Genomic DNA, 26,688 nt, shown 5'->3' on the forward strand with positions numbered 1-26,688 from the left:
AACGCCCATCTTACTAAAAGGGGACGGGCCTTGCAAGGGAAACTTGCCTGCGCGTCCAATAAAACGGGCCCTCATAGAGGGCCCGTTTCAGGATCGCGGCTTAAGCGGCAATCTGCTTTTTCTTTCCAAACAGGAGGAACAATACCATCATTCCTGCGGCAAAGGCCGTCATTGCGCCGATGATGGTATAGCACATCCGAATGCCCACCCCGGAGATCAGAGCGCCCACAAGAAGATGGCCCAGGATGCTGGATAGGTTCATCACCGCTCCGTTCATGGTAACCACCGTGGCGTTCAGTCCTGGAGGCGCCATACTGTGGACATAGCTGATGGAATTGCTGAGCATGATGGCGTATACCATGCCGCTGATCATCAGGAGTCCGGTGAGGAGCCATACCCCGCCGATGAGGGCGCAGAGGATCTGCTCTATGGCGTAATAAGCAAAGCAAAGGGGCAGGACCACCTTGGAGGAGTATCTCCGGCCGATGATGGGCACCAGCATAAAAGCGGGCACCTCCATCAAAGCGCGTAGGCCGATGACGATACCCATCATGCTGTTGTCCGCCCCCATGTCGGTGATCAAATAGGGCAGCATGGTATAGCTGCACATAAAGGGCATCCATACGATGATGGCGCAGGCAAAATAGGTCATGATGTAATACTTTTTAAAAACCCGGCCCACCTGGAGCTTCTGCTTGGGCTCATCGCGCTTGGGCGCAGCGGCAGGAGCGGCCGTCGCCTCGGTCTGGCCAATCCGACGGCACAAAAGCAGCACGGGAATGGCGCAGATGGGCAGAAAATAGAAGATGTACTGGGGCGCGATCCAGGCCACCACTAAAGAGGATATCAGAGAAAAGAAGGCATATCCTAGGGAACCGTACTTCCGGGCATGGGCATAAACAATGCGCGGCTCCGCTTCCTGGACCTCCATCAGCCAGCTGTCCATCAAAGACCCCACCGGCAGGCGGCTCCAAGCGTCTACAAACAGGAGAAACACCATCAGGGGAATCCCCGCGATTTTGATGGAAGCCGAGATGGGAATGATGAGCCAAAAGATGGCGGTGATGGTAAAGGCCACGGTAAAGGTCTTGCGCACCGACCCAATCTTATCGGCGATCATCCCCGCGATGGGAGGCGCGATCATGCCGATGCAGGCCAAGGCGCTCTGGATGCTGCCCACCGTAACGCTGTCCATTCCGCTGTTCTTGAGGATCATGGCGATGTAGCTGCTCCCGATCATGGACCCCATGTAAAGGAATTCAACCAGGTTCAGCCTGCGCTGTGTAACTTTGTACTCCACGGAATCAACTCCCTGTAAAAAATAAGTATGGAAAGGCAGCCAAACGGCTCCTTCGTCATCTGCGGACACAAAACACAGTAAACCGGCGAAACCACAAAAAAGCGGCGCTGCCGCTCTCTCTACAAATCCCCTCCCAATTTCATCACGATTAACACTCTATCCCATTACGGCGGCAAAGTAAATACATCATTTGACGTTTTTTCACGGCATTTCTTTGTTTGAAAGACGGCTAAAGCTCATACCCTCCGGCCCAAATATAGATCCACGGTATCATAGATAGTAATGCTTTTGCCAAAAGCCTCGATGGCCTCCCGGATCTCCCGCAAAAGGCCAGTCCGTGCGTCCGCCTCCATGGAGCGGTGGTCGGAATAGGTGTTCAAAAGGGCGAGATAGGATGCCCCGTCCATCACCCGCGTTCTATGGTATAGCCGGTATTGGACCTCTGCAAACCCGTATTCCTCCAGTAAATCCCTGTATCGGCTGCAATCCGGCTCGGCAAACTCGCGGGGTGCCGCTGTTCCAGGCCGATAGCGCCGGTAAGCCCGTTGGATTTCCCGATGCAAGGGGTCCTCTGCCCGGCCCACAAAGGGATGATTCCAAAACAGCGCGATGGTTCCGCCTGGCCGCAGCAGACGATAGGCTTTGGGAAACCCCACCTCCGGCGGAACCCAATGAAACGCTGTGGCGGAATACAGCAAGTCATAGGTTTCCTGGGTATCAAAATCCTCAAAGGATACGCATTCCGCCTGAAAACCAGGCATGCCGGAAAATCGTTTTTGGCAATATGCTATCATACGATCCCCCAAATCCAGTCCGGTCACACGGCATCCTGTGGCTAGAATAGGCCCGGTAGCCTGGCCGGTGCCAATTCCCACCTCAAGGGCAGACCGCTCCCCTTCCAGGCCAGCGTATGCGATTAGATCGGAAAAAAGCGCCCCGGGATAATCCGGCCGGCTTCTGTGGTAGTTTTCCGGATCCTCATCAAATTTCATCCGCAGCTCTTCAGCCTCCTGATGGCCTTCTATCCCGCTTTTCACTTTCCTCTCCCTCTTCCTCTATTAGGATGCTTTTTCATCTTACCACAAAAAGACGGGCCGTGGGACTTGCCCCACGGCCCGTAGTGAATCCACCCTGCCCCGCTGCTTTTCTAAGCCGTTTTGCGGAGCCTCTTCCCCAGGACTTGGAACAGGATAAACAGGCCCACGGCACAGATGCCCACGGTACCCACCACAAGATACCCGGTACGTACACCGGCGGCGTCCCGCAGGATGCCGCACACGTTGTTGGCAATGATTCCCGCCACCCCCATAATGGCACCGTTAACGGTGACCACCGTGGAAGACAGCCCTTCCGGTGCCTTGGAGTGGATGTAGTTGATGACGGTGGAAATCATAAAAGCAAAGGCAACGCCGCTGGACAACATCAGGGCGATGACCACCCAAATACTATGGGCGGTGGACAGCAAAAAGGCCTCACAGGCATAATATCCAAATACCAGGCAAATCAAAACGCTGGGCTTTACCCGTTTCTGAACCTTGGGCACCAATAGGAAGCAAAAGAACTCCGCCCCAGCCTTGATGCCGGCCAATAGCCCCACCATGGACTTATCCCCCATAATATCGCCTACCAGGTATTGCAGCTGAATGCCAGAACCGCTGAAAGGCATCAGCATAAAAATAGCGCAGGCGAAATAGGTCATCAGGTCGTAGCTGTGGAACAGACGCCCCAGTTGCAATTTTTCCCCCTTGGCTTTTGAGGGAGCTGTTTTCCCCACCGCGGGGCCGGGATCCCCAATCCGGCTGGCTAGAAACAGAATGGGAATCAAAAACAGCGGCATCAACCAGAACACCGCGCCGGTGCCCAGCAAGGCCGCCAAAGGAGTGGATAGCGCCGCCATGGCGGCGTATCCCAAAGAACCGTATTTTCTGGTGTTGGAATAGTTAAAGGAAGGCTCGCTGTCCTGGATCTTCATCAGCCAGCTATCCATCAGGGATTCATGGGATGCCCGGAAGAAGGTGCCGGATAGCAGCAGAACCACCGTAAGGGGAAGGGTCCCCAGCTTTACGCCCACCGAAAGGGGGACAAAAAACCAAACGATGGACGCGCCGGTCAACGCGATACAAAAGGTTTTCCGTACGCCGATCTTATCTGCCAGCATGCCAAACAGCGGAGGCGTCAACATGGAAACCACGGAGATCCCGCTCATGGCGGCGCCCACAGCGGTGCCGTCCATTCCCGTCTCCCCCAGGATCACCGCGATAAACGAAAGGGAAACCATCCCCGCGTAGAACAGCAGTTCCTGGACGTTGATCAGCAGCAGCTTTTTCTTAAATTCCATCACAACAACCCCTTTAAAATGATTTAACGCCGGAGAACTGCGGCGCCCACAGATTGCAGTTCGGTGGAATCGTTCCCTAATATTCAGATAAAATCCCCTCTGGATAATCCAAGATTATCCTTTTTTCAGAGGGTTGACAATAGGCAAATATAGGAAACGGAGGGGAAATCCCCTCCGTTTCAATTTCAGAATCCTGTAACTACTCTAAAATCAAATCCCCAAAGCCCGAACGCTCGTGGAAGCCGGGCGTGGGGTTCCAGGTCCCTGCGTGGCGCAGGTCGCCCTGGGCGCACACCGTAAAGAAATTCCCCTTGATCCTGCTGCCAGAGCCCAAGCCGGTACAGCCGTATACCTGGTTCAAGATGGCAAATGGAATCTCATAGGTCAGCTCCCAATACTCCCCATTGTAATCCGCAGGATCCGCCACCGTGCTTTGGATATGGAACTCCTCCGGCAGGATATGCCACAAACGCCCCCGGGGCTTGATGTACCCAAAGCCCAGGAGCAGTGCCCCCAAGACGTTGGTTTCAAAATTCATGTAGTCCTCCCGAACATCGGGATAGGGGTTCAAGAAAAACTCCACGCAGCTGTTCTCCGATACGGGATCGTTGTAATTCCGCAGGGTACCCAGGATAGCGGGCTCCTCGGCATGGAATTTTACATAAAACCGTTCCCCATCATGGCACACCTTGGCATAGGCCTTGGGATAATATTCCTTCTCATTGGGGGAATAGTTGGTAATATCCGCCTGGGGGATATCCTCCCAGGGGACGTTCGCTCCAGCGGGAATCTTTTTGATAACATAGGTATTCACAAGCTCCACTCCCTTACGGTTTCATTCCGATTTTCACTGCCCTTATCCTATCACATTTTGGAGGAATCTTCCACAGGCTCCTGGGATACCACCACATACTGCCGGGGCAACTGGATACCCGCCCGGTCAAAGGCCAGTTTCACATCCCGGCGGATCTCACAAAGAGCAGTATAGCCCAAGGCTGGGCTTTCCGTCCAAATGGAGGCCCGAAGCTTCAGGGCGTTTCCATCGATATCCACCAGCCGGACCGGCACCTTGGGCTTGCCCTCGGCCAGTTCTTCCTCCGTCCGCTGATCCAGACAGAGGGGATGGCGCTCCGCGATGTCCCTTACGGTTTCCATGGCCAGCAGCAAATCGGATTGGCCCGATATGGCAATGTCAAAGAAGTTGCAGAATCGGTCCCCCACCACATCGGTGTTCTCGATGACCATCTTATCCAAAACGCTGTTGGGCACTACGATCAGGGAATTGTCAAAGGTTCTGAATTTGCTGTACAGGATGGTCACGCTCTCGGCAATGGCCGTTACCCCAATATCCCGCAGCTTCACCCGATCCCCTTCCGCAAAGGGCTTCGCGGTGGAGATCAAAAGCCCGCTGACGAAGTTGCTGAGGCTCTGCTGGGACGCAAGGCCAATAAAGACCGCCACCACGCCGGACCCGGCCAAAAGGGAGGTCAGGAATCCCCTAAGGGGCTTGATCTGGTATAGGATGCCCAGAAGGGCAAAGAGGATGATCAGCGTCCGAACGATGGACTGCAAAAAACGCAGGTTGGTGCGGCGGGATCCCATACGCTTTTGAATCCCCCGGAAAATCCGCCGGCTGATCCATAGACAGATCACCGCCAAGAGGGCGATGAGCAGGGTGTCGATCAATGCTTGCAGGGCGCCGCCCTCAAACCACCCATTGAGGGATTCCCAAAACTGTTCCATTTGTTTCACTCCATCAAAAAATGCCTCTGCCATAGTAGAGAGTATGCCAGTATAGTAACATGATTCCCCAAAAAAGGGAAAGGACCATGTCCACCATACACGGTCCTCGCATGCCCCTTACAACGGAATATAATATACGCAGATGCATATATCCAATCTCAGTACCGCGCCGAACAAAAAAGGCTTTACGATGTGTAAAGCCAATAAACCCCTACTTGGGTTTCTCGCACTCTTTTCCACACCGGGAGGCATAGGTGTTTCCCCCTATACCCTAACGACTTTTGGCCATAAACGCGAGGTTCTTAGGCGTTCAGTTCAGAGCAGTATTTAATTTGCTCTTATCATAGCATCCCCCTCGGTTTTTTGTCAACCAATCCCACGATATTTTCAGCAATCGATTTAATCAATACAAAAATTATCTAATTTTTGTATTTCCTTATCGCATAGGGCTTTTGCCCCATTGGATTATTTCAATGACGGAGATCCGTGTCCTCTTTCCAAATACCAGTCCTTGCTCAGAGATGCCGTCCTAATCAGCCCATGGCTTCTGAAAATCCCCAAGAAAATGCCGTCCATTTTAGAACCCAATATCAAGCGGTTCCGGTCTCTACAAAATAGACAGCAATGTAATATCATCGGCCGTATGAATGATCTGCCGAAACAGCACTGCACCTATCAGATATAAAAAAGAGCGTCCCACAGCATCCCGCCCGTGTTCGCAAAACGGCTGAACCAAACCATTGTGGAGTTTCTTTCATCCATACCCTAAAACGTCCATTTTAGCTTTTCACGAGGCGATTCCCCTGGATCGAAGTTTCTTCTCTCCGTGAAAACCTCAGACGCATCCATCACAATTCCAACTTCCTGCATCCCGGTCAATCCGCTCAAAAGAGCGTCTTTCATCCCAGAACAATATAGAGTCCCTCCATATTCTGGCATAGAGAATCCGACACGCGTAAGCCCCAGCCTATTCCGTTCAAATTAGAAAAAGAGGCCCGCATAAGCGGGCCTCCATGAAGCGAGCAAGCCTATAAGCCGAGTTCTGTCGTGAATGACCATCTATCTAGGCCCTGCGTCACCGCGGGGCTCAAGCAGTTACCCGGAGCGTGACGGGCCGCCACAATTGCTCCCTATCAACCTTGCACCGGATGGGGTTTACATAGCGGACAAGTCGCCAGGCCGCTGGTGAGCTCTTACCTCACCTTTCCACCCTTGCGTCCCAAACGGGATTCGCGGTATCTCTCTGTTGCACTTTCCTTGAAGTCGCCTTCACCGGACGTTATCCGGCATCCTGCCCTATGGTGCTCGGACTTTCCTCGAGCAAACGCTCGCGGTCATTCAGCCTACTCGCGTCATACCTATTCCATGAAGAGAATCCTGCCGCAGCTCTCGCACTCGATGATCCCCTCCCCCTCCTTGATCTTCCGAAGGGTCAAGCTGGGAATGGTCATATTGCAGCCGCTGCATCGATCCTCGTTGACCTTGGCCAACGGGTTCAGCCGGTTTTTCTTGATCTTCTTATACTCCGCCAAAAGCGCGGGATCGGTGATAAATTTCTCCTTTTCCGCCACAGCAGCCTGCAGGGCGTTAAGCTCTCCCTTGGCCTCGTCCAGTTCCTTGTCATGGAGGGCCTTGAGCGCGTCAAAATCGGTCTTGGCCTTCTGCATCTTCACATAGGCGTCCTTTAGGACCCCTTCCGCCCCATAGGCCAGCTTGCTGATGTCATTGAGCTCCTTATTCAGCCCGTTTAACTGTTTGCTGAGGGCGTCCATTTCCCTGGAAATCCGGCGAAGTTCCTCCAGATCCTCATCGTCCCCCAGGTCGGTGAGGTCCTGATCCAGCATGGCAAATTCCTCCATGGCCTTCCGAATATCCTCTTGAATAGAGGCGGCATTCCGCTGCCCCTTTAAGAGATCCTCCTCCAGCTGCTTTATCTTTTTCTGCTGCTCCAGCAGATAATTCCGCATGGCCAAAAGCTTCTTCCGGGTCTGGGACTCCCGAAGCTTCCGTTCAAAGCGGCTCAGATTGATGTCGGCTGCCTGGTATTCCCATAGCGCCTGATAAATTTCATTACCCATTCGCATCGCCTCCCAATATAGAAAGGAGCCTCCATAGGCTTTGCCTATACCGCTCCAGAATAAACATCTTTACTCACCTTAGAAATGTGTATTCGCACATTATATTGTAGCCTACCCAGCTCATTTTGTAAACGGCTGGCCATGGAATCCATAAACCATTTCTCGGTATCAAAGTGCCCCGCCTCCAGGATGGACAGGCCCATTCGCCCAAAGGTCAGAGCAGAATCATAGCTGGCCTCTCCAGTGATAACGGCCTGAGCTCCCGCCGCCAAGGCCGACGGAAAGGCGGTGCGGCCGCTGCCACAGGCCACCGCCAGCCGGCGGATGATCCCCTCCGGCTCTCCCGCATATTTGACGCAGGTGGCGTCCAACCGCTCCTTGGTATGCTGGGCAAGGACGGACAGCGTCATAGGAGGGATATCCCCCACCAGCCCGTATCCGTCTTCCATAAGCACCTGTGGATCCCGAAGGCCCATCCGGCAGGCCAGCTCCCAGCATAGCCCCCGGGGAGCCACGTCAAAGTTGGTATGCGCCGCGATGAGGGAAATTCCTCCTTCGATCAAACGCCGTAGGATGGCCCCATCCCCCTCCTGCTCCAGGATATGCTTTGTGGGGGAAAATAACAGCGGATGATGGCTCACGATAACCTCCGCCCCCAGCCGGCGGGCCTCCTCCACCACGGAAAGGGTGGCGTCCAGAGCAACCAACACGCTGGTCACCTCCCCCTCCCGATCCCCCAGGATCAGGCCGGGATTGTCAAAGTCCATGGCAAGAGCAAAGGGCGCGATGCCGTCCACAATCTCCACCAGTTCAGATACCTTCATCTTCTGCCTCCTCCAAATAGTGCCGGATGGACCGAACCATCCCCTGTGAGAATCCATAGGCTTCCCCCCGGATCTCTCCCCTCTCCATGGTGTATAGGATACTCTCGTGAACCTTCAGTCGATGCCGGGCGTAGCTTGCCAAAAGCGACGGTCTTTTTTGAAGGTTTACCGGCCCCAGCTCCTGTTCCAGTGCCGAAAGACGGGGGCTCTCTCCCGCCTCCGCCCGGATTATGGCATAATGCCGTCCGTTTTCAAAACAAAGGGCCTCATCCCGAATCACAAATCCGTGCTCCGCTAGATACCCCCGTACCAGCCCTATGCTGTTGTTGGGCTGCAGCACCAGATATTCCTTTGTTCGGGCCTGAGCCCAGGCGTTCTCCAACAACCGGACGATGAGTTTTCCCCCCATCCCGGCAATGACCACCCCTTGCGCTTCCCCAGCAGGCAACAACCCATCCCCCACCAGGAAATGGGCTTGGTCCTCATAGCCCTCTTCGCGAAACAACCGCCGGGCCTTGTTGAGGGACGGCTCGCTGATGTCGATCATCAAGGCTTTCTTACACAAGCCCTCTTTCAAGAACCCAAGGCCAATCTGACCATGATCGCACCCCACATCGGCCAGCACATCGCAGGGGGATGCCAGTGCCAGCATACAAGCGATTCGCTCCGTCATAATAAAACCGGCGGACGCAGCCGCCGGTATCCCTCCTGTCCCCATCCGGTCATCTTTGATCTCTCGCCCTATTCCTTAAAATTCTTGTAGGCGTTATGCAGGTAATAATACGGGACCGCCAGCAAAACCGCATTCACAAGAATCAAAGCGATATCATTTTTCACATGGAGGAAGGCAATCAGCTGTGGCACAAACAACAACACGCCTAGGATCACGGTCAAAAGGGATTTTTTCTTGGACAACAAGAGCCCAAGCAACCCCGCCAACACCTGAAAGGCTTGTCCACCATAGGTCAAAACTAGAATCCCCAGCGCCTTTTCAGGATCCAGGCCGGCAACGGTAACATCCCCCGCGCCAATCAAAAAATAAGTGGCGACAGCGGATCCCGCCCCCAGAAGGATCTGGATCACGCTGGCAATCCGCAGGTGCTTTGTCCCGCTTCTCATCCCACAATTCCTCCTGAATCAACCGTTAAATGATGCGCCCTACTCCAGAAAATCCCGCAGCTTCTTGCTGCGGCTGGGGTGACGAAGCTTTCTTAAGGCTTTGGCCTCGATCTGACGGATGCGCTCCCGGGTAACGTTGAACTCCTTGCCAACCTCCTCCAGGGTTCGGGCCCGGCCGTCGTCCAGGCCAAACCGCAGGCGCAGCACCTTTTCCTCCCTGGGGGTCAGGGTATCCAGTACCTCCACCAACTGCTCCTTTAAAAGGGTAAAGGCGGCGGATTCCTCGGGCACCGAAGCCTCGTCGTCCGGAATAAAATCCCCCAGATGGCTGTCCTCCTCCTCGCCGATAGGGGTTTCCAAGGAGACGGGCTCCTGGGCGATCTTAATGATCTCCCGAACTTTCTCCTCCGGAATGCCCATGACGGCCGCAATCTCGTCGGGCATGGGATCCCGCCCGTATTCCTGCAAAAGCTGCCGGGTAACCCGTATCAGCTTGTTGATGGTCTCCACCATGTGAACGGGAATGCGGATGGTCCGGGCCTGGTCCGCGATGGCCCGGGTGATGGCCTGGCGAATCCACCAGGTGGCATAGGTGGAAAATTTGTAACCCTTTTGATAATCGAACTTCTCCACCGCCTTAATGAGCCCCAGATTTCCTTCCTGGATCAGATCCAAAAACAGCATTCCTCGGCCCACATACCGTTTGGCGATGGACACCACCAATCGGAGGTTGGCTTCGGTCAACTCCTGCTTGGCCTCCTCATCCCCCTCCGCCATGCGCTTGGCGATGGACACCTCCTGCTCGGCGGTCAAAAGGGGCACCCTGCCAATCTCCTTTAAGTACATCTTGACGGGGTCGTCGATGTTGATTCCCTCCGGGATGTAATTGGCCAGCTCCTCCTCGGTAACCTCTTCCTCCTCCAGGATCTCCTCTACCGGTGGTTCCGCGGTCTCCTGGGCAATGCGGATGCTGCTGGCCTCCAGCTTGTCCAGGATCTCCTCGATCCCCTTGCTGGCGGGTTGGGTATCCCCAGCGGCGGCGATGACCTCGTCAGGGGTCACAGAGCCGCTTTCCTTTCCCTTCTCCACCAAATCCTCCATAACGGCGGCATTCTTGGCGTTCTTTTTTTTAGTCTTGGTTTCGCTCACTTGACGACCTCCTGGCGGGAAGAATCCCATTTTTCAACTGGTCCATTTCCTTGTTCCATTCCATATAGAGGGAGAGCAGACGCCTGCGCTCCTCTCCCTGAAGCGTCTTCATCCGGCCGGTCAGGGCGTCCGCCTCCCGCTCGGCCCGGGCTAGCCGAACCCGGATGCAAAAGTCCTGTAAACTCTTCTGATTCTGAATCCCGTCCAGGCTTTGATTCAAAATCTCCGAGGCGGCAGCAGCCGATTCCCCGTCCGTTAGACGCATCAGCACCTCGGCGGGGCCAGCACGGTCCCCCAACTCCTCGATGATGGTCCAAAGCGTCCGATGCAACGGTTCGGAAAAGTCCTCCGCCTCCACCCGTTCCATGGCCCACTTGGCAAAGGACGGATTCGCGGCGCATAGCCCCAGCAAAAGCCGTTCCGGCCCGGTATCCCGGGATTCTTCCCTAATCATAGTATTGTGAAAACGCTGGTTTGTATTCCCTTTGGGGGCGGTTTCAAAGGTCTGGCGCTGTAAAGAGGCCATGGAAAACCCGGTCATCTGTCCGATGCGCTTCAAATACCGCTCGGCTTCCACCGGTTCCAGTCCCCGCACCATGGCGGTTCCCCGCTTGGCAAACTCCATCCGGCCGTTTTCGCTTTCCATATCCAGCTCCCGGCGCAGCATTTCCAGCTTGAACTCCATCAGGGTATAGGCCTTCTCCATGGCGTCCCGCATGCCCACCGGACCGTATTTTTTGACGAAGTCATCGGGATCCAGGCCATCAGGCAGGGATACCACCCGCACATCCAAGCCTTCTCCATCCAAAATTTCCAGTCCCCGCAGGGTAGCGGCCTGGCCGGCAAAATCCCCGTCGTAACAGATGTACACCCGATCGGCAAATCGCCGCATGAGCCGCGCCTGCTCCTTGGTCAAGGAAGTCCCCAGACTGGCTACCACATTGGGGATGCCAATGCCGCTTACCGAGATCAAATCCATATACCCTTCCACCACGATAAGCTCTCGGTTGGACGGGAATTTCTTGTGAAAGTTCAACCCGTAGAGCATCTGACGCTTGTTATAAACCGGCGTATCGGGGGAGTTGATGTACTTGGGGCCATCCCCCTGGATCACACGGCCCCCAAAGCCCAAAACCTTTCCGTACTGGTCAATAATGGGAAAGATCACCCGATCCCTGAAAAAGTCGAATTTCTTGCCGCCCCGGACGATACACAGCCCCGAAGCCTCGATCTCCTCCAAAGCGTAGCCCTTTTTCAACAGATAGCCCGTCATGCCGTCCCAGGAGGGATCGGCATACCCCAAACCAAACCGGGTAATCACCGCCGGGGTGATGCCCCGCTTTGTCAGGTACTCTCGGGCCCGCTGGCCTCCCTCTGTCATCAGCGCCAGGTTGTACGCTTTGGCGGCATCCCGGCAGAGATCATAAAGGCGCTGCTTTTCCCGCCGCCGGCGATCCGCCTCCTCGCTGTTTTCCATCTCGGGAGGCTGCATCCCCACCCGCTCCGCTAAAAACAGCACGGCGTCCCGGAATCCCAACTTCTCCAAATTCATCACGAAATGAACCAGGTTTCCTCCCGCCTTGCACCCAAAACAGTAGTAAAGCTGCTTGTCCTCATCCACGGAAAAGGAAGGGGTTTTTTCGCTATGAAAGGGACAGAGGCCCCAATGTTTTTTCCCCTTTTTGGTCAGAGGCACATAGGAGGACACCACATCCACGATGTTGTTTCGCTCCATCACCTCGTCCAACCACTCCTGTGGAAACAGACCGGCCATAACTCAACTCCTTGGTAAAGCTAAATTCGACACGTTTCCCCATAATCCTTCTTTTTTCAGAAGAATTTTTCAGGGCAAATACAACCTGTGAAACGCCCGGATGGCATAGTTGTCGGTCATCCCGGCGATGTAGTCGCAGACCGCCCGGTCTCGTCCAAACCGTTCCGCCAGGGCCTCGTAGTCCTCCGGCATCGGGCCTCGATCCATATAGTGCTCAAACAGAAGTCCAATGAGGGCCTCCGCCCGCGCCTCCCGCTGCCGCTTTTCCCCGGTGACGTAGACCGTCTCAAAAAGGAACCGCCGAAGGGTAGCCGTTACCTCCTCCACCGGCCCGTCCATGGCGATCTCGCCCGCCCGGCTGGCATGGATGACGTTTTTCACCATGGCGTCGATCCGCTGCGCCCGGGTACTGCCCAACACCCGGATGCAATCCGGCGGGAGATCCTCCGCCGCCAGATCCCCCCGCCCCAGAGCATCGTCGATGTCGTGGTTGATGTACGCGATTTTATCGGACAGGCGGACTACGTTGCCCTCGGGGGTCGCCGCCCGGGTAGAGGTTCGGTGGTTTTCAATGCCGTCCAATACCTCAAAGGTAAGATTCAATCCAGCGCCGTCCTTTTCAATGTACTTCACCACCCGGATGCTCTGGCGGTTATGGGAAAAACCGCAGTCCGCCAGTCGGTTAAGGGCGCGTTCTCCAGCATGGCCGAAGGGCGTATGCCCCAGGTCATGCCCCAAGGCGATGGCCTCGGTGAGATCCTCGTTTAATGACAGGGCCCGGGCGATGGTCCGGGCAATCTGCATCACCTCAAGGGTATGGGTAAGCCGAACGCGGTAATGATCCTCCGCCCCAATAAACACCTGGGTCTTATCCTTGAGCCTGCGAAAGGCCTTTGAGTGCACAATCCGATCCCTGTCCCGCTGGAAGGCGGTGCGGATCTCACAGGGCTCTTCCGGGCGTTCCCGGCCCCGGCTGGCGGCGGATTGGGTGGCGTAAGGGCTCAGGATCAATTTTTCATCCCGCTCCCGTTTTTCCCGCAGTGTCATCCTGTATCCCCCCTTTTGCGACGTATCTAGACGTATATGTATGTTATTCTATGTAAATATCACAAACCCTTTTTTCCCACGATCCAATCGACAGAATTTCCATCCCCTCCCAAAAATAACCGGGAAAAAGGGCGCCAAACTGGCGCCCTTTCCGGTCAAGTCTTTTTGATAAAGGAGGTTTTGCAGCTCGGACAGGTGATCTTGATCTTCCCCTTGCCCTTGGGCACCCGGACCCGCAGCTTGCATTTAGGACACTTATAGTAGCGGTGGGTTTTGTCCTTGCCCCTCGCCCGAATCCCCAGGAACCAGTTGCGAATGGGATTCCAAAACTTCATGAATTTCATGTTTTCCCCATACCGGCGGCTGGTATTTCGGGAAAACATCCGGGCATAGCAAAGAACCAGGAGGATCACCGCCACCCATACCAAGGGGGAAAAACGGAGGACCTGCCCCAGGATCAAAATCAAGAGGGAGAAGATCATCAGCGCCACGTTTAGTTGGTCGTTGCCGTATCGGCCCATCATAAAGCGTCTCAGCCAGTTCATGCAATCGGCTCCTTTGCCATCCTAATTGGTTACATATTATAAACTATTCTGCAGGGAAATGATAGCCGTGCCGCGCATTTTTAATCCCTTTTTCAGGATTTTTATTTTTTCTAAATAAATGGAAAAAACCGTAGTTTTCTTGGTTGTCACTTCGGTAAGGTTCCATTATAATGAGAGTAAGATTTACAACTGCATAGAGGTTTTAGCGCGGATCATTTTTTCACGTCTTTGTGTTTCTATAACAGCTAAGGGGGGTACTTCTATGCATTTTGAAAACGATTTGTTTCAAAAACTACCTGTAAACTTCCTTCTCAAGCTTCAGTCCATCTATGGAACCCTAAAGACGGCGGAGCGGAAAGCGGCGGATTATATTCTCGATCATCCGGATTCCGTAGCCATGGCTTCCATCTCGGAGACCGCCAGCCTGGCCGGCTGCAGTGAGCCCACCCTCATCCGGTTTACCCGGAAGCTAGGCTATACCGGCTTTGCGGATTTCAAATCCCAGCTGCAAAATGTGTTGCTGCAGCAGCCCACCAGCGCTGTGGAGTATCAATACATCACCCAAAACGATACGCCCTTTCAGGTGATCAACAAGCTCATCGCCATCACCATTCAAGATCTTCAGAACACCCTGGACGTGTTCGATGGGGAACAATACGATAAGGCCGTTTCCGTGCTGCTGAACGCAGGAAAAATCGCCTTCTTTGGTACGGGAGACGCCTACCTCGTAGCCCAGTCGGCTTACAACCGATGCCTTCGCGCGGGGATGGACGTCTTCTGCTCCTCGGACCCGGATCCGATGCTGACCGTCGCCAACCGGATGGATTCCGGGGATGCCGTGGTCATCATCTCCCACTCCGGCCGAAACCGCTATATGTACGAAATCGCCCGTCAGTTAAAGAGCGAAAACATTCCGGTGATCCTTATCACCAACTATCCCCTGTCCCCAGTGGCTAAAACATCGGACATCGTCCTGGTGGAATATGCCTTTATGGAGGCCCCCGAAAGCGACTCCATCTCCTGCCGCGTGGTGGAAATGTGCATCGTGGAATCCCTCTTGATCAGTGTTCTTTTGAAGAAACCGGAAAACAGCAAAGCCCAGCTGGCGGTGATGAAACGTCTAGGACAGTACAACCGCATCAAAGCATAGCAAAATAGTTCGGTATGAATAAGGACGGCTTTCAAAGCCGTCCTTTTATTTACCTTTAATTTTCCCCCATCCTGCGGCGAAACTCCAGATCTGCCGCCCTGGCAAAGGATGCCGGCGTCCAATCTTGCCGGTTGGGATCCACATCCTGGGCAGTCAAAGCCATGAGGAAATACGGCCCCAGCTCCAACTCCCGCTTCACCTTAATGGGGTGGAGCCCATCCCGCACCGCCAATCCATTTCGAATCATCCGATGCGCATTAAAATACAGCCGCACCTCCGGACGATATGGTTCCTGTGGGTTCCGGCAGATGCGCCCCGTCTGCCGGGAACAGACCGTCATCTCCCCACAGCCCTCCGGTATGTCCAGCATCACATAGCGGGAGTACTCTGGCGGCTCCAGCATGGGAAGAAACCCCACCTCCTTCACCTCCAGGCCCTGACGCCGCTGTTGTACGGCGGACAGTAGCACGCCCATGGTACGGATGCTGTGCCACGCGGCATGGGTGGTGCTGTGGACCACATATTTAGGATCGCTCCTTCGAACCAGCCGTTCCCGGCAGTCCCACCGGCCCTCCAGCGCTTCTCCCGCCGGCTCCAATAGTTCCCCCGGAGCGGATAGGATCACCGTCCGACAAAAGCTGTTCTCATACTGCACATAGTCCCGCAGTCGAATAAACTCCGGATCCCCCTCCGGCCGGACTACAAGAGTGTGGATTTTCGCCCCGGGATAGGTATGGCTGTACCCAAACCCCTGGTTATGATACAAAAACGCCGCCCAGTCAGTGGTCTTGCCGTCCCGCTCAAAGGGATTCTTCTGTTCTGGTGTCCAACCAGGCCGTGCAAATCGATACCATGCCATATGATTCACCTGTGTTTCTTTATAAAAAGTGTTTGAATCTCCTCCCCTGGATTCGTCCATTGGAGGATGCATTGAGCGGTATCCCGCTCTTCGGACAAATAGAAGTTTGCCCGTAGAATGTATTCCTCCTTTTCACCATCCTTGTTTTCCCCTTGGGTCCGGCGGATAAAAAAAGCATCTGGCTCCGGGTTGATGGTTGCCTCGCTGGGATTGACCGTCTCAAATCCCTCCATGGCTTTTAGCATGGCGTCCACCTGTTCCCGGCTGTCCAAGCTCAAGGTCAGTGTAAACCGGTAAACCTCATCCAGGTTCCCCCTCAGCTCCGCGCTGATAAAGGTCCCCTTCAAAATCTCGGGTAGCTCAAGATCTCTAGCAAACATCGCCATTTCCTCGGAAGAAGCCTCGCTTCGCACAATGCCCTGGCTCAGCTCCCTTCCCTGAGAAATCTGGATATAATAGAACACCACCAGGGCAAAAAGAATCAAAATCCCCGTGGCGACCGCGCGCAGGATCAACTGCTTTTTGATGGCGTTTTGCATCTCCGGGTCCATGGCACTCCCTCCGTTTATCCCTAGTATAGCACAAAAGGGCGTTCCCATCGGAACGCCCTTGCGCCTTTCAAAAAATGCGTTTATTTCCTCCGATCCGCTCGCACCTTAGCCTGGGCGGCCGCCAGCTTGGCGATGGGAATGCGGAAGGGGGAGCAGGAGACATAATCAAGGCCCACGTTATGGCAGAACTCCACGCTGCTGGGCTCGCCTCCGTGCTCGCCGCAGATGCCCATGTGGATGTCCGGATTGGTGCTCCGGCCCAGCTCCACCGCCATCTTAATAAGCTTACCCACGCCCTTTTGGTCGATCTTGGCAAAGGGATCGTTCTCAAAGATCTTGAAGGTGTAGTAGTCGGGCAGGAACTTGCCGGAGTCATCCCGGGAAAAGCCAAAGGTCATCTGGGAAAGATCGTTGGTACCAAAGGAGAAGAACTGGGCCTCCTTGGCGATCTCGTCGGCGGTGAGTGCGGCCCGAGGCAGCTCAATCATGGTGCCCACCTTATAGTCCACCTTTCGCCCCCGCTCCTCCATAATGCGCTGAGCGGTCTCATCGATGATGTTTTTCACAAACCGCAGCTCCGCGGCGTCCCCTACAAGGGGTACCATGATCTCAGGATGGATCACAAAGCCTCCCTCCTCCATGGCGTCGATGGCGGCGCCGATGATGGCGGCGGTCTGCATCCGGGCAATCTCCGGGAAGGTAACGGCCAAACGGCATCCCCGATGGCCCATCATGGGGTTCACCTCATGGAGGGAGCGGACGATCTCGTCCAAGCTCTCATAGGAGATGCCCATCTGCCGGGCCAACTCCTCGATTTCCTCCTTCTCCTTGGGGATAAACTCATGGAGCGGCGGATCCAGCAACCGGATGGTCACCTGCCGGCCCTCCATGGCCAAATATAGCTGACGGAAATCCTCCTGCTGGATGGGCAAAAGCTCCTCCAGGGCCGCCTTCCGCTGGCGCTCGGTGGTGGATACGATCATCCGCCGCACCGCCATGATGCGATCCTCATTGAAGAACATATGCTCGGTGCGGCAGAGGCCGATGCCCTCCGCGCCGAACTCCAATGCCTGTTTGGCGTCCCGAGGGGTATCCGCGTTGGTCAAAACCCCCAGGGTGCGGATCTCATCGGCCCATTTCATGATGACGGCGAAATCCCCGGATACGTTGGCGGGTATGGTGGGCAGCTGTCCCAAAAAGACCCGGCCCAGATTGCCATCCAGGGAAATCCAATCCCCCTCGCGGACCACCCGATCCTCGGTGGTGCGGAAATAGCCTTCCTCCTCGTCTATGAATACATCCTTGCAGCCCGCCACGCAGCAGCGCCCCATGCCCCGGGCCACCACAGCGGCGTGGGAGGTCATGCCGCCCCGGGCGGTCATAATGCCCTGGGCGATGTTCATGCCCTGAATATCCTCTGGAGAGGTCTCGGTGCGAACCAGGATGACCTTCTCTCCCCGGGCGGCGGCTTCGGCCGCCTTTTCGGGATCAAAATAGGCTCGGCCGCTGGCGGCGCCGGGAGAAGCCGGTAGGCCGGTGGCGATGGGCGCAGTCTCGGCAAGAGCCTTGGGCTCAAAGGTGGGATGCAGCAAGCTGTCCAGCTGCTTGGGATCCACCATCAGCATGGCTTGGTTCTTGTCGATGCTTCCCTCCTTTTCCATCTCCACGGCGATGCGGAGCGCCGCGGCGGCGGTACGCTTGCCATTTCGAGTCTGGAGCATAAAGAGCTTCCCCTTTTCGATGGTAAACTCCAGGTCCTGCATATCCCGGTAATGGGCTTCCAGTTTGTTGGCGATCTCCACCAACGCGTCATAGCAATGGGGCATATCCGCCTTAAGCTCGTCGATGTGCTTAGGGGTCCGAATTCCCGCCACCACGTCCTCGCCCTGGGCGTTCATGAGGAACTCCCCAAAGAGTTTGTTTTCACCGGTGGAAGGGCTTCGGGTAAAGGCCACACCGGTGCCGCAGTCATCCCCCATGTTGCCAAAGACCATGGACTGAACGTTGACAGCGGTTCCCAGGGAGGAGGGAATGTCGTTCATCAAGCGGTAAAAATGGGCTCTGGGATTTTCCCAGCTGCGGAATACCGCCTCAATAGCGCCGATGAGCTGCTCCTTGGGATCCTGGGGAAACTCCATTCCCTTGCCGTCCACAAACAGCTGCTTATAGGTGGCGATCAGCGCCTTCAAATCCTCGGCGGAAAGATCGCTGTCCGCCTGGGCGCCCGCCTTCTCCTTGGCGGCCTCCAGCGCCTTCTCAAACTGGCTCATATCCATTTCCATCACTACGTTGCTGAACATCTGGATAAACCGCCGGTAGCTGTCATAAGCAAACCGGGGATTCTCGGTGGCGGCGGCCAGCCCTTCCACGGTCTCATCGTTGAGACCCAGGTTCAGGATGGTGTCCATCATGCCAGGCATGGAAACGGCGGCGCCGCTGCGGACGGACACCAAAAGGGGATTTTTTACATCCCCAAACCGTTTGCCGGTACGGCGCTCCAGATCGGCGAGAGCCGTCAGCGTTTCCACGATGATGGCGGAATCGATCTTCTTTCCATCGGCGTAATACCTATTGCAGGCCTCGGTGGTAATGGTAAAGCCCGACGGAACAGGGAGGCCCAGGCCGGTCATTTCAGCCAGATTAGCGCCCTTTCCGCCAAGCAGGTCCCGCATGGCCGCGTTGCCCTCTGTAAAGGCATATACATACTTACTCATACAATCTTCCCCCTTTGAAACAAAAAGAATAATAGGATGATCCTTTACTGCGGAAGCTCCGCATGAAAATTGTACGCTACCTTAGACGGCGGAAGCCGCCGGGGGACGATGCCCCGCACATAGGCCTCCAAAAGGGGCTCCAGATCCTTCCCGTATTCCGCCAAGAGCTCCCCGGCTCCATCGTAGGCGGAGGAGGGCATCTGGGGCAATACTGCCAGAAGGCGCATGGCCCGCTCCGGCAGTGGGAACAGCTCCATCCGTCCGAAACCACAGGTTCCGCAGACGGCTCCTCCCCGCTCCAAATCCATATATTTGAGATTGTCGGTCCTGCCGCAAATCCCACAGCGCTCGGTCACAAGCCGGTATCCCTCAAAATCCAGCATCTTGGCCAGGTAAAAGGCCAGCGCCCCCTCCACAGGGATCTCCTCCCTGGAAAGAAGGGATAGGCCGTGGAGCAATAGAGAAAACTGCTTCAAATAGGGCTCCTCAGGGTTTGCAAACTCCTCGGCAACCCCGCAAACAAAGGTGGCGGCATAAAGGGCCTCGGGCCGCAGCCGGAGGTTATAAAAGGTCTCCCGGACGGTGCACTGGCTCACATAAAACCGACCGTTCCGCTCGTTTAAAACGTACTCCCCATAGCAAAAGGGGGAGGCGGCCGTCAGCAGCTTGCTCTGAGGCTTCCGGCAGCCCCTGGCGGTGGCGGTCAGCTTGCCCCGCTCCCGGGTCACCAGGGTCAAAATCCGGTCATGATCCCGGTAATTCACCGCCCGGGTCACCACGCCCAGCACCTTATGGGACGCCATACAAACCACCCAACCTCACACTTACCGGGGCGTGAATTTCTCCTTCCGATCCCGACGGAACCGTAGATAATCCTCCACCTTCCCCGACTTTTTAAACGTATTCCAAAGCGGATTCTTCCCTTCCATCAAACACCCTCCTTTTTCTATTAGGTAGGGTCCCCAGGCCAGAAGCGAGAATCCCAGGCAATATTATCCGCCTTATGTAAAATCAGACTATTGATACCCCAGCTCCCGGAGGGCGGTGGGGCTGTTGCGCCAATCCTCACGAACCTTTACAAACACCCGGAGAAAGACCTTGGTCAAGAAGATGGACTCCAGATCCTCCCGAGCCATGATGCTGATCCGCTTCAGCATCGCGCCGTTTTTCCCAATGATGATCCCCTTATGGCTTTTCTTCTCGCAGTACAAAACAGCGTTGATCTCCACCACGCCGTCCTCCCGCTCCAAAAAGCGTTCCAACTCCACGCCGATGCCATGGGGAATCTCATCGGAAAGGCACAGGAGCGCCTTTTCCCGGATGATTTCACAGGTCAAGAACTCCTCGGGCATATCGGTGACCTCGTCAGGCGGGAAGTACATAGGGCCGGGCTTTAGGCAATCCGCCAGTATGGAAAGCAGCTCCGGCATGTTTTCCCCCGTTTTAGCGCTGACAAAAAAAGGCTCCCTGCCACACCATTCCCTGACAGCGGCAGACAGCGCCTCCCGGCCGTCCCGATCCAGTAAATCCACCTTATTTACGCATAACAGGGGCTCCCGCACCCCGCTGATCCGCTCCAAGATGGCCCGGTCTCCTTCCATAAGGCCCCGCTTGCCGTCCAGGACGAACAACACCCCATCCACGTCGTCCAGGGCGCCGGATACCGCGGTATCCATAAACTGTCCCAGCTTGGTGCGCGGCGTATGGACGCCGGGGGTATCCAGAAGCACCATCTGGAACTCCGGGCGGTTCACAACCCCCATGATGCGGTTTCGGGTGGTCTGGGGCTTGTCGGATACAATAGCCACCTTCTCTCCCACCAGGGCGTTTACGATGGTGGACTTGCCCACGTTGGGCCGTCCCACAATGGAAATAAAACCTGATCTCATGGGGATCCTTTCAAAAAACCGGGTTCGCCAAAGCAAAGAAAAATCGGCGTCCCCGTATCTACTTTACGAAACTACACAAAAAGTTTAACACTGGGTTACCGATCTTATCAACACAAAATTGTTGTTTTTCATATTTAGGATATGTTGGATTTACACCTCTCGGGTGATATTTGCACGGTTTAGAACAGCATTTTGGATGGAAAACATGGGCTCCTCCCCCTCTACGTGGTCATAGCCCAAGAGATGCAGAAGGCCGTGCGCGCACAAAAAGGCCACCTCCCGCAGGGGCCCATGGCCATAGGCCTGGGCCTGCTCATAGGCGCGTTCCAGGGAAATGATGATGTCCCCCAGCATGATCCTACCAGTTTCGGGATTCCGGTCCCAGTCCGCCGCCTGGCCAAGATCCCCTTCCCGTCCCGCCGGAAACTCCAGATTGGGAAAGGACAGCACATCGGTGGGCGCGTCCACCCCCCGCTCCTGGCGGTTCAATGCCCGAATGGGGCCGTCGGATACAAAGCTGACGCTGGCTTCCGCCGCCTCCTCCATCCCCAGCTCCTGGCAAAGGGCTTTCGCCACGGCGTCAAGGGCGTTTCGCATTTCCCGGGTCAACGTACGTTTCCGCTGGCGGTTGACCACCTCCAACGCGATCATGGGCGTTCCCCCTTTCCATCCTCCATCAGCTCCGATGCCTGGACGTTCGGGTAGGCCACGCGGGTGTGGTAGACCCCCTTCAGCACTCCCAGGAAGGCGTCGGTGATCTCCGCCAGATCCTGGAAGGTCAGGGGCGCCAGAGAGAGCTGTCCTTCCGAAAGCTTTCCCTTGATGATGCCGTTGATCACCTTCTCCAGATTGGCAGGATTGGACCGGGTGGCAGCCTCCACGCCATCGGCCAGCATCACCACCGCCTCCTCCTTGGTACGGGGCTTTTTGCCGGTATGGCAATATTTCTTCATGTTGATATCGGGCCCGTAGAGCTCTTTGGCTTTGTTGGCAAAAAACAGCATTAGGCTATCCCCGTGATGGCTTAAGGCGATGTCCACCATCACCTTGGGCAGCCCATGCTCCCGGAGGATCCGAGCGCCGTCGTGGGTATGCCGCGCAATGATGGCGCAGCTTTCCTCAGGGGTCAGCTCGTCATGGGGATTGACCCCGCCCAGCTGGTTCTCGGAAAAATAAGCGGGGTTCATCAGTTTGCCCACATCGTGATAGTACGCTCCCGCCCAGGCGATGAACGGATCGGCCCCCACCGCGTCGGCCGCGGCCTCGGCAAGATTGGCCACCATAACGCTATGGTGATAGGTGCCCGGCGCCTCCAAGGACAGGCGCTTTAAAAGGGGCGAGCTGGGATTGCACAGCTCCATCAGCTTCATGGGGGTGATAAGGCCAAAAAGGCTCTCCCAGATGGGCATGGTGCCAAGGCAGATTACGCCGGAGATGAGGGCGCCGCCCAACGCCCAGCCCATGGCGGTGGCGATCCGCTGGAAGGAATCCGAGGCCGCGAGGCCCACCACCAGATAGACGCTGGCGCAGGCCAGCCCTCCAAACAGAGCGGCCAGCACCGTCCCAGACCGCATTCGGAACCGGGCCACGGCGATGGAACTCACAAAGGCGCAAAACAGATTCCCCACAAAGAACGGCAGAAGGATCTGGGTCTCCACCCCCGCTCCATAGCCCAGAGCGGTAACCAACGCCCCAAAGAGGGAGCCCAATACAATACCGCTCTTGGGGGAATAGGTCAGCGTTACGGTAAGGGAAACAAGGGCCACCGAAAGAATCCGCATCTCCGTCCGGCAGACCAGGGCACAGAGAAGCAGGTACACCAGGACGATGACCAGTACAATGAGGTCCTTCCGGTCGGGCCGGACCAGGTCGCGCTCAAAATTATAGCCGAAAAACAGATAGATCCCGGCACAGAGAAGCAGGGCAAACAGGATGGAAAGATAGGGGCCGATGTTGATGCTGCCCTCCATCATGCCCAAGCCGGTCAGCACAAGGATCTGCCGTTCGGTTAGCACGTCCCCCTCCCGGGCGATGGCCTGCCCCTTTTTGTATTCCACAGGGCTCACGGCGTCCTCCGCCGCTTGAATGGCGGCGTTGGTGGCGGCCTGATCCAGCGTCATATTGGTGCGGACGCACTGGGTCAGGGCAGCGGCAGCCAGATTCCGCTGGGTCTCCCCCAGGGTATTATCCCCCTGGACAACCTGGATGGCGGCAGCCAGGGATGCGGTAACATCCTCCTCCTTGAGGCCCTTTTCCATGGCGGCCACCAAAAGGCTCTCGGTCGCCTGCATGGCTTCGTCAAGGCCCGCGTCGGAAAGCAGCAGCGCCGGGTATAGCAGAGGAGCCTCGATGGGCACGCTGAGGCTCTCCAGTATATTTTTTACCTGCTCCTGCGTCAGGACGTTCTCATAGTTCTCAACGGTGATGAACCCCATGGAAAGAGCATAGCTGTTGGCGGTGGATTTGGCCCGTTTCAGCCCCTCGAAGAAGTTACGGTTCTCGTTTTTGGCCTGCTCCAAGATGGTACTGTCCAGCAGGTAGATGGGCGATACCGAATCCCTGGCCTGCTGCTTCAGCTCGGCGGTAGCTTCCTCATCCACGGTATCTCGGGGCGCCAGAATGGTCTCGGGGCTGATATCCCCCGCCTTCAGCGCGTAATTCTGGGTGGAGATAGCGGAAAACATGATGGCCAAGGCCAACGCCAAAAATGCCACCATTCCCGTCCAAAATCGTTTCTTGTCCCTAGGGCTCATGTCGCTGCCCCCTCCTATACCTGCAAAGGCGCCCAAACGAGCGTCCCATATCCATGCACAGAATTTCTATTTTATTATATACCCTTTCCCCCTATTTTGCATTCTGTTTTTCTCGGGGGCCGCGGCGCCGCGTTTTTGCATCCCATTGGACGCGCTCGCCGGTCTTTGGGTTCCAAAAAGCCGCCCTGTGGGGCGGCTTGCTTCTGCCGGGTACCGCTATACGATCTCGAATCCATCCCGTCCTTTGTTTTTCACGGTATACATCGCTTGATCCGCCCGGCGGTATAGCGCGTCGAAATCCCGTTCCTCCCCCACCATCGCCACGCCGATGCTGAAGGATATGGGCCATTTGGAGATCAGGTCGCGCATCCGCTCCCGAATCCGAATACAGCGCTCCCGAACCATCTCCCTATCCTGGACTCCCCGCAAAAAGACCAGGAACTCATCCCCGCCCAAGCGGCCCACGATGTCCTCATGGCGCACTTGGGACTGCAGGACCTCTCCCAGCTCCATCAGCACCCGATCCCCCACGTAATGGCCATGCTGGTCGTTGATGCTCTTGAAATCATCCACATCCAGGATAAACAGTGCGCCGCCCTGGAACTCCGGATCCGCCAGGGCTTCCCGGACGGCCTGGCGGCAGGCTCCGGCATTGAGCACCTGAGTAAGGCCGTCCCGCTGGGCCTGTTCCTTCCACATCTCCTGGGCTTCCCGCTCGCTGCTGATATCCATGGCCTTGCCTAGGGCGTATACGGCATTGCCACCCTCATCCCGTATGATGTTGGCCACCACCCGGAGCCAGCGGAAATCATCTTCTCCCAGCCGAACCTGGATATCAATGGGCGTGCCGCCCCCTTGCTCCAATCGCTCCAAGAGGTCGGAAAGGGAAAGCGTTCCAAGGTCCATCCGATCCTTCACCCGGCGGGAAAACCCCTCCAATGTGGAGGATACCCCAAAGAATTGGCCGCCCTTGTCCGACATGGTAAAACGGTCACGCGGAATATCGTATTCAAAGAGGATCTCGTTGGATAGGGCACTGAGCTGCTTATACCGCTGGTTGGCCAGGGAGATCTCCCGGTTAACCCGAGACCGGCGGCGTAGGTACTGCAACAGCAGCAAAATGATAACGCCGCAAACGGCGAGCACCCCCACCATAACCGCCTGCCAGTTGGATGCCAGAAAGACCTCCAGGGTAACGGGGCCGCTCTGAAGTCCGCTGTTTTGATAGATGATCGCCTGAAGCTCCCCCTGGGATACCCCTCGCTGGGCTTTATTGAGGATGGAGAGCAGCTCCGGGCTTGCGGAGCGTACCACCCCCACGCAAAACTCCTGCAATATGGCAGCCTGGGGGATTAGGTTAAGGTTGGAGTAGTACCGCTGATTGGTGATGGCCTGCACGGTGTACACGTCCCCAAAGAAGTAATCAGCCTCTCCCACGCTGTTGACGGCTTCCAGGCATTCCTCAACGCTGGGATATAAGCGTATGGGGCTGTTGTATACGTTTAAGAAGTCATAGCCCTGGGGCAAAGCGATGATTCGCTCCGAAAGGCCATCGGCCTTCACGCTCTTGTTGACCGCTAAAACCACCTGGGCGGAGATTACGGGCTGGCTCAAGGATACGCCATAGGAGCCGGCCAGATCATAGTCATGGTAAAACCCCGCCACCAGGTCCACCTGCTTCTCTTCGATGGCGTCCCGGAGCGCTCTGTGATCCTCCATATAGACAAATTCAAAGGTGAGGCCGATCTTCTCCCCCACCAGGCGGAGATAATCGGGCAGGATGCCCAGAGCCTCTCCCTTAACGCTGTCATAGCGCTGAAGGGGAGATTGAAAGGGCCAAAGAGCCACGCGCAGGGTGGGATGCGCCTTTACATAGTCCGCCTCATCCCGGCTCAAATGGATTTCATCTCTTTCAGCGTTGAAGTATTTGGCGTACAGAGAGGCTGCAAAATGGGGATTGCTCTCCTGAATATTCAAGATGGCTGCGTCCAGCTGGCCGGCCAGGTCGGTGCGGCCCTTGGTACAGGCAAAATAGTAGGGGCTGGGCGCAAACCGAGCCACAGCCCGCATGTCCACAGGCATGCTGATATCCTTGGTCAAAAAGACGTCGGCCTTTCCCTCCCGGACGGCGTTTGCGCTTTCCTCCATGGGCCCGCATTCCACATATTCCAGTGAAAGGCTCTGGGTATCGGCAAAGGTTTCCAGCTCCTGGCGGCGCATCACGCTGCCCCGATACAGGGCAACCCGCAGATTAGGGTAATGCCGGTAGCTGACTTCGTTGATCTCAGCATTCTCCTCCAAGGCGCTCAGCACGGTATAGGAGCTGCCATAGCTGTTGACGGGGTATTCATAGCGTTGGGCCAGCTGGTCGCTGTACACCATACCCCCGATAAGATCGGCGTCTCCCCGCGCCACCAATTCGCATGCCGTGGTCAAATCTTGGTTGATGTCCCCGGTATTGATGACGATGAACTCATATTCCCATCCGGTATACTGGGAAATTTCCTGGAGAAATTCATAGCTGTACCCAGAAAATCCCCCTTTTTCATCGTATTGGGTCAGGCCCCATTGTACGGGGTAAGCCACCCGGATCACCTGTCTCTCCCCGTCCTGCTCCTGGGCCTGTGCAACACAGAAAAAAGGCAAGGATCCCAAAGCCATTGCCAAATAAAACGCCATCCGGCGGAAGATTCCAATGCGGTCAAATCGTCTTTTCATCCAAACTCCATCTGCGTATAGCGGTGAGTTAGCCTCAGTATACGCTCCTCTTATGGGAAAGGCAAATGAATACAGCGCTCTCCTCCAATTGTTTTCCAGGTCAAAGCCGCCCTATTCTCGCGAAAAATCATCCAATG

General features: G+C 55.9%; 22 protein-coding genes, 1 other RNA gene and 1 riboswitch. Of the genes, 1 reads left to right on the forward strand and 22 read right to left on the reverse strand.

Translation table 11 applies throughout. The annotated features are described in order from the left end of the window. Positions 1–100: 100 nt before the first annotated feature. The 14 genes from KP626_RS03135 to KP626_RS03200 form a co-directional block, all read right to left on the reverse strand. A complete protein-coding gene (locus tag KP626_RS03135; protein WP_395978245.1) occupies positions 101–1,300 on the reverse strand; it encodes an MFS transporter in 1,200 nt (399 codons plus the stop codon). A 236-nt stretch (positions 1,301–1,536) separates the two neighbouring features. Continuing rightward, on the reverse strand, positions 1,537–2,292 hold the full coding sequence (locus KP626_RS03140) for a class I SAM-dependent methyltransferase (RefSeq protein WP_395978247.1): 756 nt from the start codon (positions 2,290–2,292) through the stop codon (positions 1,537–1,539). Between the two features lie 155 nt (positions 2,293–2,447). Further along, complete coding sequence (locus KP626_RS03145) at positions 2,448–3,638, reverse strand: MFS transporter (protein WP_395978249.1); 1,191 nt, start codon at positions 3,636–3,638, stop codon at positions 2,448–2,450. A 199-nt stretch (positions 3,639–3,837) separates the two neighbouring features. Then, on the reverse strand, positions 3,838–4,452 hold the full coding sequence (locus KP626_RS03150) for a carbohydrate-binding family 9-like protein (protein WP_395978251.1): 615 nt from the start codon (positions 4,450–4,452) through the stop codon (positions 3,838–3,840). 50 nt (positions 4,453–4,502) lie between these two features. Continuing rightward, the gene (locus tag KP626_RS03155) at positions 4,503–5,381 is read right to left on the reverse strand and encodes a mechanosensitive ion channel family protein (RefSeq protein ID WP_395978253.1); all 879 of its coding nucleotides are present in this window, start codon (positions 5,379–5,381) and stop codon (positions 4,503–4,505) included. A 213-nt stretch (positions 5,382–5,594) separates the two neighbouring features. Then, positions 5,595–5,714: riboswitch (molybdenum cofactor riboswitch) on the reverse strand. 682 nt (positions 5,715–6,396) lie between these two features. Further along, positions 6,397–6,731: RNase P RNA component class A (gene rnpB, locus KP626_RS03160), an RNA gene on the reverse strand. A gap of 8 nt (positions 6,732–6,739) precedes the next feature. Further along, positions 6,740–7,459, reverse strand: a complete 720-nt coding sequence (locus tag KP626_RS03165) for a zinc ribbon domain-containing protein (protein WP_395978255.1) — start codon at positions 7,457–7,459, stop codon at positions 6,740–6,742. A 44-nt stretch (positions 7,460–7,503) separates the two neighbouring features. Beyond that, a complete protein-coding gene (locus KP626_RS03170; protein WP_395978257.1) occupies positions 7,504–8,283 on the reverse strand; it encodes a Nif3-like dinuclear metal center hexameric protein in 780 nt (259 codons plus the stop codon). Further along, positions 8,270–8,935 carry a tRNA (adenine(22)-N(1))-methyltransferase gene (locus KP626_RS03175; protein WP_395978259.1) on the reverse strand — a complete coding sequence of 222 codons (666 nt, stop codon included), beginning with the start codon at positions 8,933–8,935 and terminating at the stop codon, positions 8,270–8,272. The genes KP626_RS03170 and KP626_RS03175 overlap by 14 nt, the downstream gene beginning before the upstream one ends. An 89-nt stretch (positions 8,936–9,024) precedes the next feature. Then, positions 9,025–9,402 carry a hypothetical protein gene (locus KP626_RS03180; RefSeq protein WP_395978261.1) on the reverse strand — a complete coding sequence of 126 codons (378 nt, stop codon included), beginning with the start codon at positions 9,400–9,402 and terminating at the stop codon, positions 9,025–9,027. A 39-nt stretch (positions 9,403–9,441) separates the two neighbouring features. Next, entirely contained in the window at positions 9,442–10,503 is a 1,062-nt protein-coding gene (gene rpoD / locus KP626_RS03185) for an RNA polymerase sigma factor RpoD (protein ID WP_395978943.1), read from the reverse strand. Positions 10,504–10,531: 28 nt separating this feature from the next. Continuing rightward, positions 10,532–12,325 (reverse strand): DNA primase, encoded by a 1,794-nt coding sequence (dnaG, locus tag KP626_RS03190; protein WP_395978263.1) that lies wholly within the window; start codon positions 12,323–12,325, stop codon positions 10,532–10,534. A gap of 69 nt (positions 12,326–12,394) precedes the next feature. After that, positions 12,395–13,372: a deoxyguanosinetriphosphate triphosphohydrolase gene (locus tag KP626_RS03195; protein ID WP_395978265.1), complete on the reverse strand. Its 978-nt coding sequence runs from the start codon at positions 13,370–13,372 to the stop codon at positions 12,395–12,397. 155 nt (positions 13,373–13,527) lie between these two features. Beyond that, the gene (locus KP626_RS03200; RefSeq protein WP_395978267.1) at positions 13,528–13,917 is read right to left on the reverse strand and encodes a hypothetical protein; all 390 of its coding nucleotides are present in this window, start codon (positions 13,915–13,917) and stop codon (positions 13,528–13,530) included. Positions 13,918–14,179: 262 nt separating this feature from the next. On the opposite strand from KP626_RS03200, the gene KP626_RS03205 reads away from it, so the two are divergent. Next, the gene (locus tag KP626_RS03205) at positions 14,180–15,067 is read left to right on the forward strand and encodes a MurR/RpiR family transcriptional regulator (protein WP_395978269.1); all 888 of its coding nucleotides are present in this window, start codon (positions 14,180–14,182) and stop codon (positions 15,065–15,067) included. A gap of 55 nt (positions 15,068–15,122) precedes the next feature. Here the strand turns inward: KP626_RS03205 and KP626_RS03210 are convergent, their stop codons facing one another. The 8 genes from KP626_RS03210 to KP626_RS03245 form a co-directional block, all read right to left on the reverse strand. Beyond that, a complete protein-coding gene (locus KP626_RS03210) occupies positions 15,123–15,926 on the reverse strand; it encodes a hypothetical protein (protein WP_395978271.1) in 804 nt (267 codons plus the stop codon). A gap of 5 nt (positions 15,927–15,931) precedes the next feature. Beyond that, positions 15,932–16,477, reverse strand: coding sequence for a hypothetical protein (locus KP626_RS03215; RefSeq protein ID WP_395978273.1), 546 nt, complete (start codon positions 16,475–16,477; stop codon positions 15,932–15,934). An 80-nt stretch (positions 16,478–16,557) separates the two neighbouring features. Beyond that, positions 16,558–19,191 (reverse strand): pyruvate, phosphate dikinase, encoded by a 2,634-nt coding sequence (gene ppdK / locus KP626_RS03220; protein ID WP_395978275.1) that lies wholly within the window; start codon positions 19,189–19,191, stop codon positions 16,558–16,560. A 44-nt stretch (positions 19,192–19,235) separates the two neighbouring features. Continuing rightward, the gene (recO, locus tag KP626_RS03225) at positions 19,236–19,994 is read right to left on the reverse strand and encodes a DNA repair protein RecO (protein WP_395978277.1); all 759 of its coding nucleotides are present in this window, start codon (positions 19,992–19,994) and stop codon (positions 19,236–19,238) included. 213 nt (positions 19,995–20,207) lie between these two features. Continuing rightward, the gene (gene era / locus KP626_RS03230; RefSeq protein ID WP_395978279.1) at positions 20,208–21,080 is read right to left on the reverse strand and encodes a GTPase Era; all 873 of its coding nucleotides are present in this window, start codon (positions 21,078–21,080) and stop codon (positions 20,208–20,210) included. A gap of 150 nt (positions 21,081–21,230) precedes the next feature. Further along, positions 21,231–21,731, reverse strand: a complete 501-nt coding sequence (ybeY, locus tag KP626_RS03235) for an rRNA maturation RNase YbeY (protein WP_395978281.1) — start codon at positions 21,729–21,731, stop codon at positions 21,231–21,233. Then, on the reverse strand, positions 21,728–23,833 hold the full coding sequence (locus KP626_RS03240) for an HD family phosphohydrolase (protein ID WP_395978283.1): 2,106 nt from the start codon (positions 23,831–23,833) through the stop codon (positions 21,728–21,730). Before KP626_RS03240 ends, ybeY begins: the two co-directional genes overlap by 4 nt. Before the next feature lie 216 nt (positions 23,834–24,049). Then, positions 24,050–26,551, reverse strand: coding sequence for a diguanylate cyclase domain-containing protein (locus KP626_RS03245; protein WP_395978285.1), 2,502 nt, complete (start codon positions 26,549–26,551; stop codon positions 24,050–24,052). Between the last annotated feature and the right edge of the window lie 137 nt (positions 26,552–26,688).

Source organism: Christensenella sp. MSJ-20 (genome assembly GCF_044357945.1).
GTDB lineage: Bacteria > Bacillota > Clostridia > Christensenellales > QAND01 > QAND01.

What these genes read in the sequence shown, in the direction of transcription:
- KP626_RS03205 (WP_395978269.1), top strand. Translation starts at nt 14,180, where the DNA reads ATGCATTTTGAAAACGATTTGTTTCAAAAACTACCTGTAAACTTCCTT.
- recO (WP_395978277.1), bottom strand. Translation starts at nt 19,994, where the DNA reads ATGGCGTCCCATAAGGTGCTGGGCGTGGTGACCCGGGCGGTGAATTAC.
- KP626_RS03165 (WP_395978255.1), bottom strand. Translation starts at nt 7,459, where the DNA reads ATGGGTAATGAAATTTATCAGGCGCTATGGGAATACCAGGCAGCCGAC.
- KP626_RS03215 (WP_395978273.1), bottom strand. Translation starts at nt 16,477, where the DNA reads ATGGACCCGGAGATGCAAAACGCCATCAAAAAGCAGTTGATCCTGCGC.
- KP626_RS03180 (WP_395978261.1), bottom strand. Translation starts at nt 9,402, where the DNA reads ATGAGAAGCGGGACAAAGCACCTGCGGATTGCCAGCGTGATCCAGATC.
- ybeY (WP_395978281.1), bottom strand. Translation starts at nt 21,731, where the DNA reads ATGATCGCGTTGGAGGTGGTCAACCGCCAGCGGAAACGTACGTTGACC.
- KP626_RS03240 (WP_395978283.1), bottom strand. Translation starts at nt 23,833, where the DNA reads ATGAGCCCTAGGGACAAGAAACGATTTTGGACGGGAATGGTGGCATTT.
- KP626_RS03195 (WP_395978265.1), bottom strand. Translation starts at nt 13,372, where the DNA reads ATGACACTGCGGGAAAAACGGGAGCGGGATGAAAAATTGATCCTGAGC.
- KP626_RS03145 (WP_395978249.1), bottom strand. Translation starts at nt 3,638, where the DNA reads ATGGAATTTAAGAAAAAGCTGCTGCTGATCAACGTCCAGGAACTGCTG.
- KP626_RS03170 (WP_395978257.1), bottom strand. Translation starts at nt 8,283, where the DNA reads ATGAAGGTATCTGAACTGGTGGAGATTGTGGACGGCATCGCGCCCTTT.
- KP626_RS03245 (WP_395978285.1), bottom strand. Translation starts at nt 26,551, where the DNA reads ATGAAAAGACGATTTGACCGCATTGGAATCTTCCGCCGGATGGCGTTT.
- KP626_RS03140 (WP_395978247.1), bottom strand. Translation starts at nt 2,292, where the DNA reads ATGAAATTTGATGAGGATCCGGAAAACTACCACAGAAGCCGGCCGGAT.
- rpoD (WP_395978943.1), bottom strand. Translation starts at nt 10,503, where the DNA reads ATGGAGGATTTGGTGGAGAAGGGAAAGGAAAGCGGCTCTGTGACCCCT.
- KP626_RS03175 (WP_395978259.1), bottom strand. Translation starts at nt 8,935, where the DNA reads ATGCTGGCACTGGCATCCCCCTGCGATGTGCTGGCCGATGTGGGGTGC.
- dnaG (WP_395978263.1), bottom strand. Translation starts at nt 12,325, where the DNA reads ATGGCCGGTCTGTTTCCACAGGAGTGGTTGGACGAGGTGATGGAGCGA.
- KP626_RS03200 (WP_395978267.1), bottom strand. Translation starts at nt 13,917, where the DNA reads ATGAACTGGCTGAGACGCTTTATGATGGGCCGATACGGCAACGACCAA.
- KP626_RS03210 (WP_395978271.1), bottom strand. Translation starts at nt 15,926, where the DNA reads ATGGCATGGTATCGATTTGCACGGCCTGGTTGGACACCAGAACAGAAG.
- KP626_RS03155 (WP_395978253.1), bottom strand. Translation starts at nt 5,381, where the DNA reads ATGGAACAGTTTTGGGAATCCCTCAATGGGTGGTTTGAGGGCGGCGCC.
- ppdK (WP_395978275.1), bottom strand. Translation starts at nt 19,191, where the DNA reads ATGAGTAAGTATGTATATGCCTTTACAGAGGGCAACGCGGCCATGCGG.
- era (WP_395978279.1), bottom strand. Translation starts at nt 21,080, where the DNA reads ATGAGATCAGGTTTTATTTCCATTGTGGGACGGCCCAACGTGGGCAAG.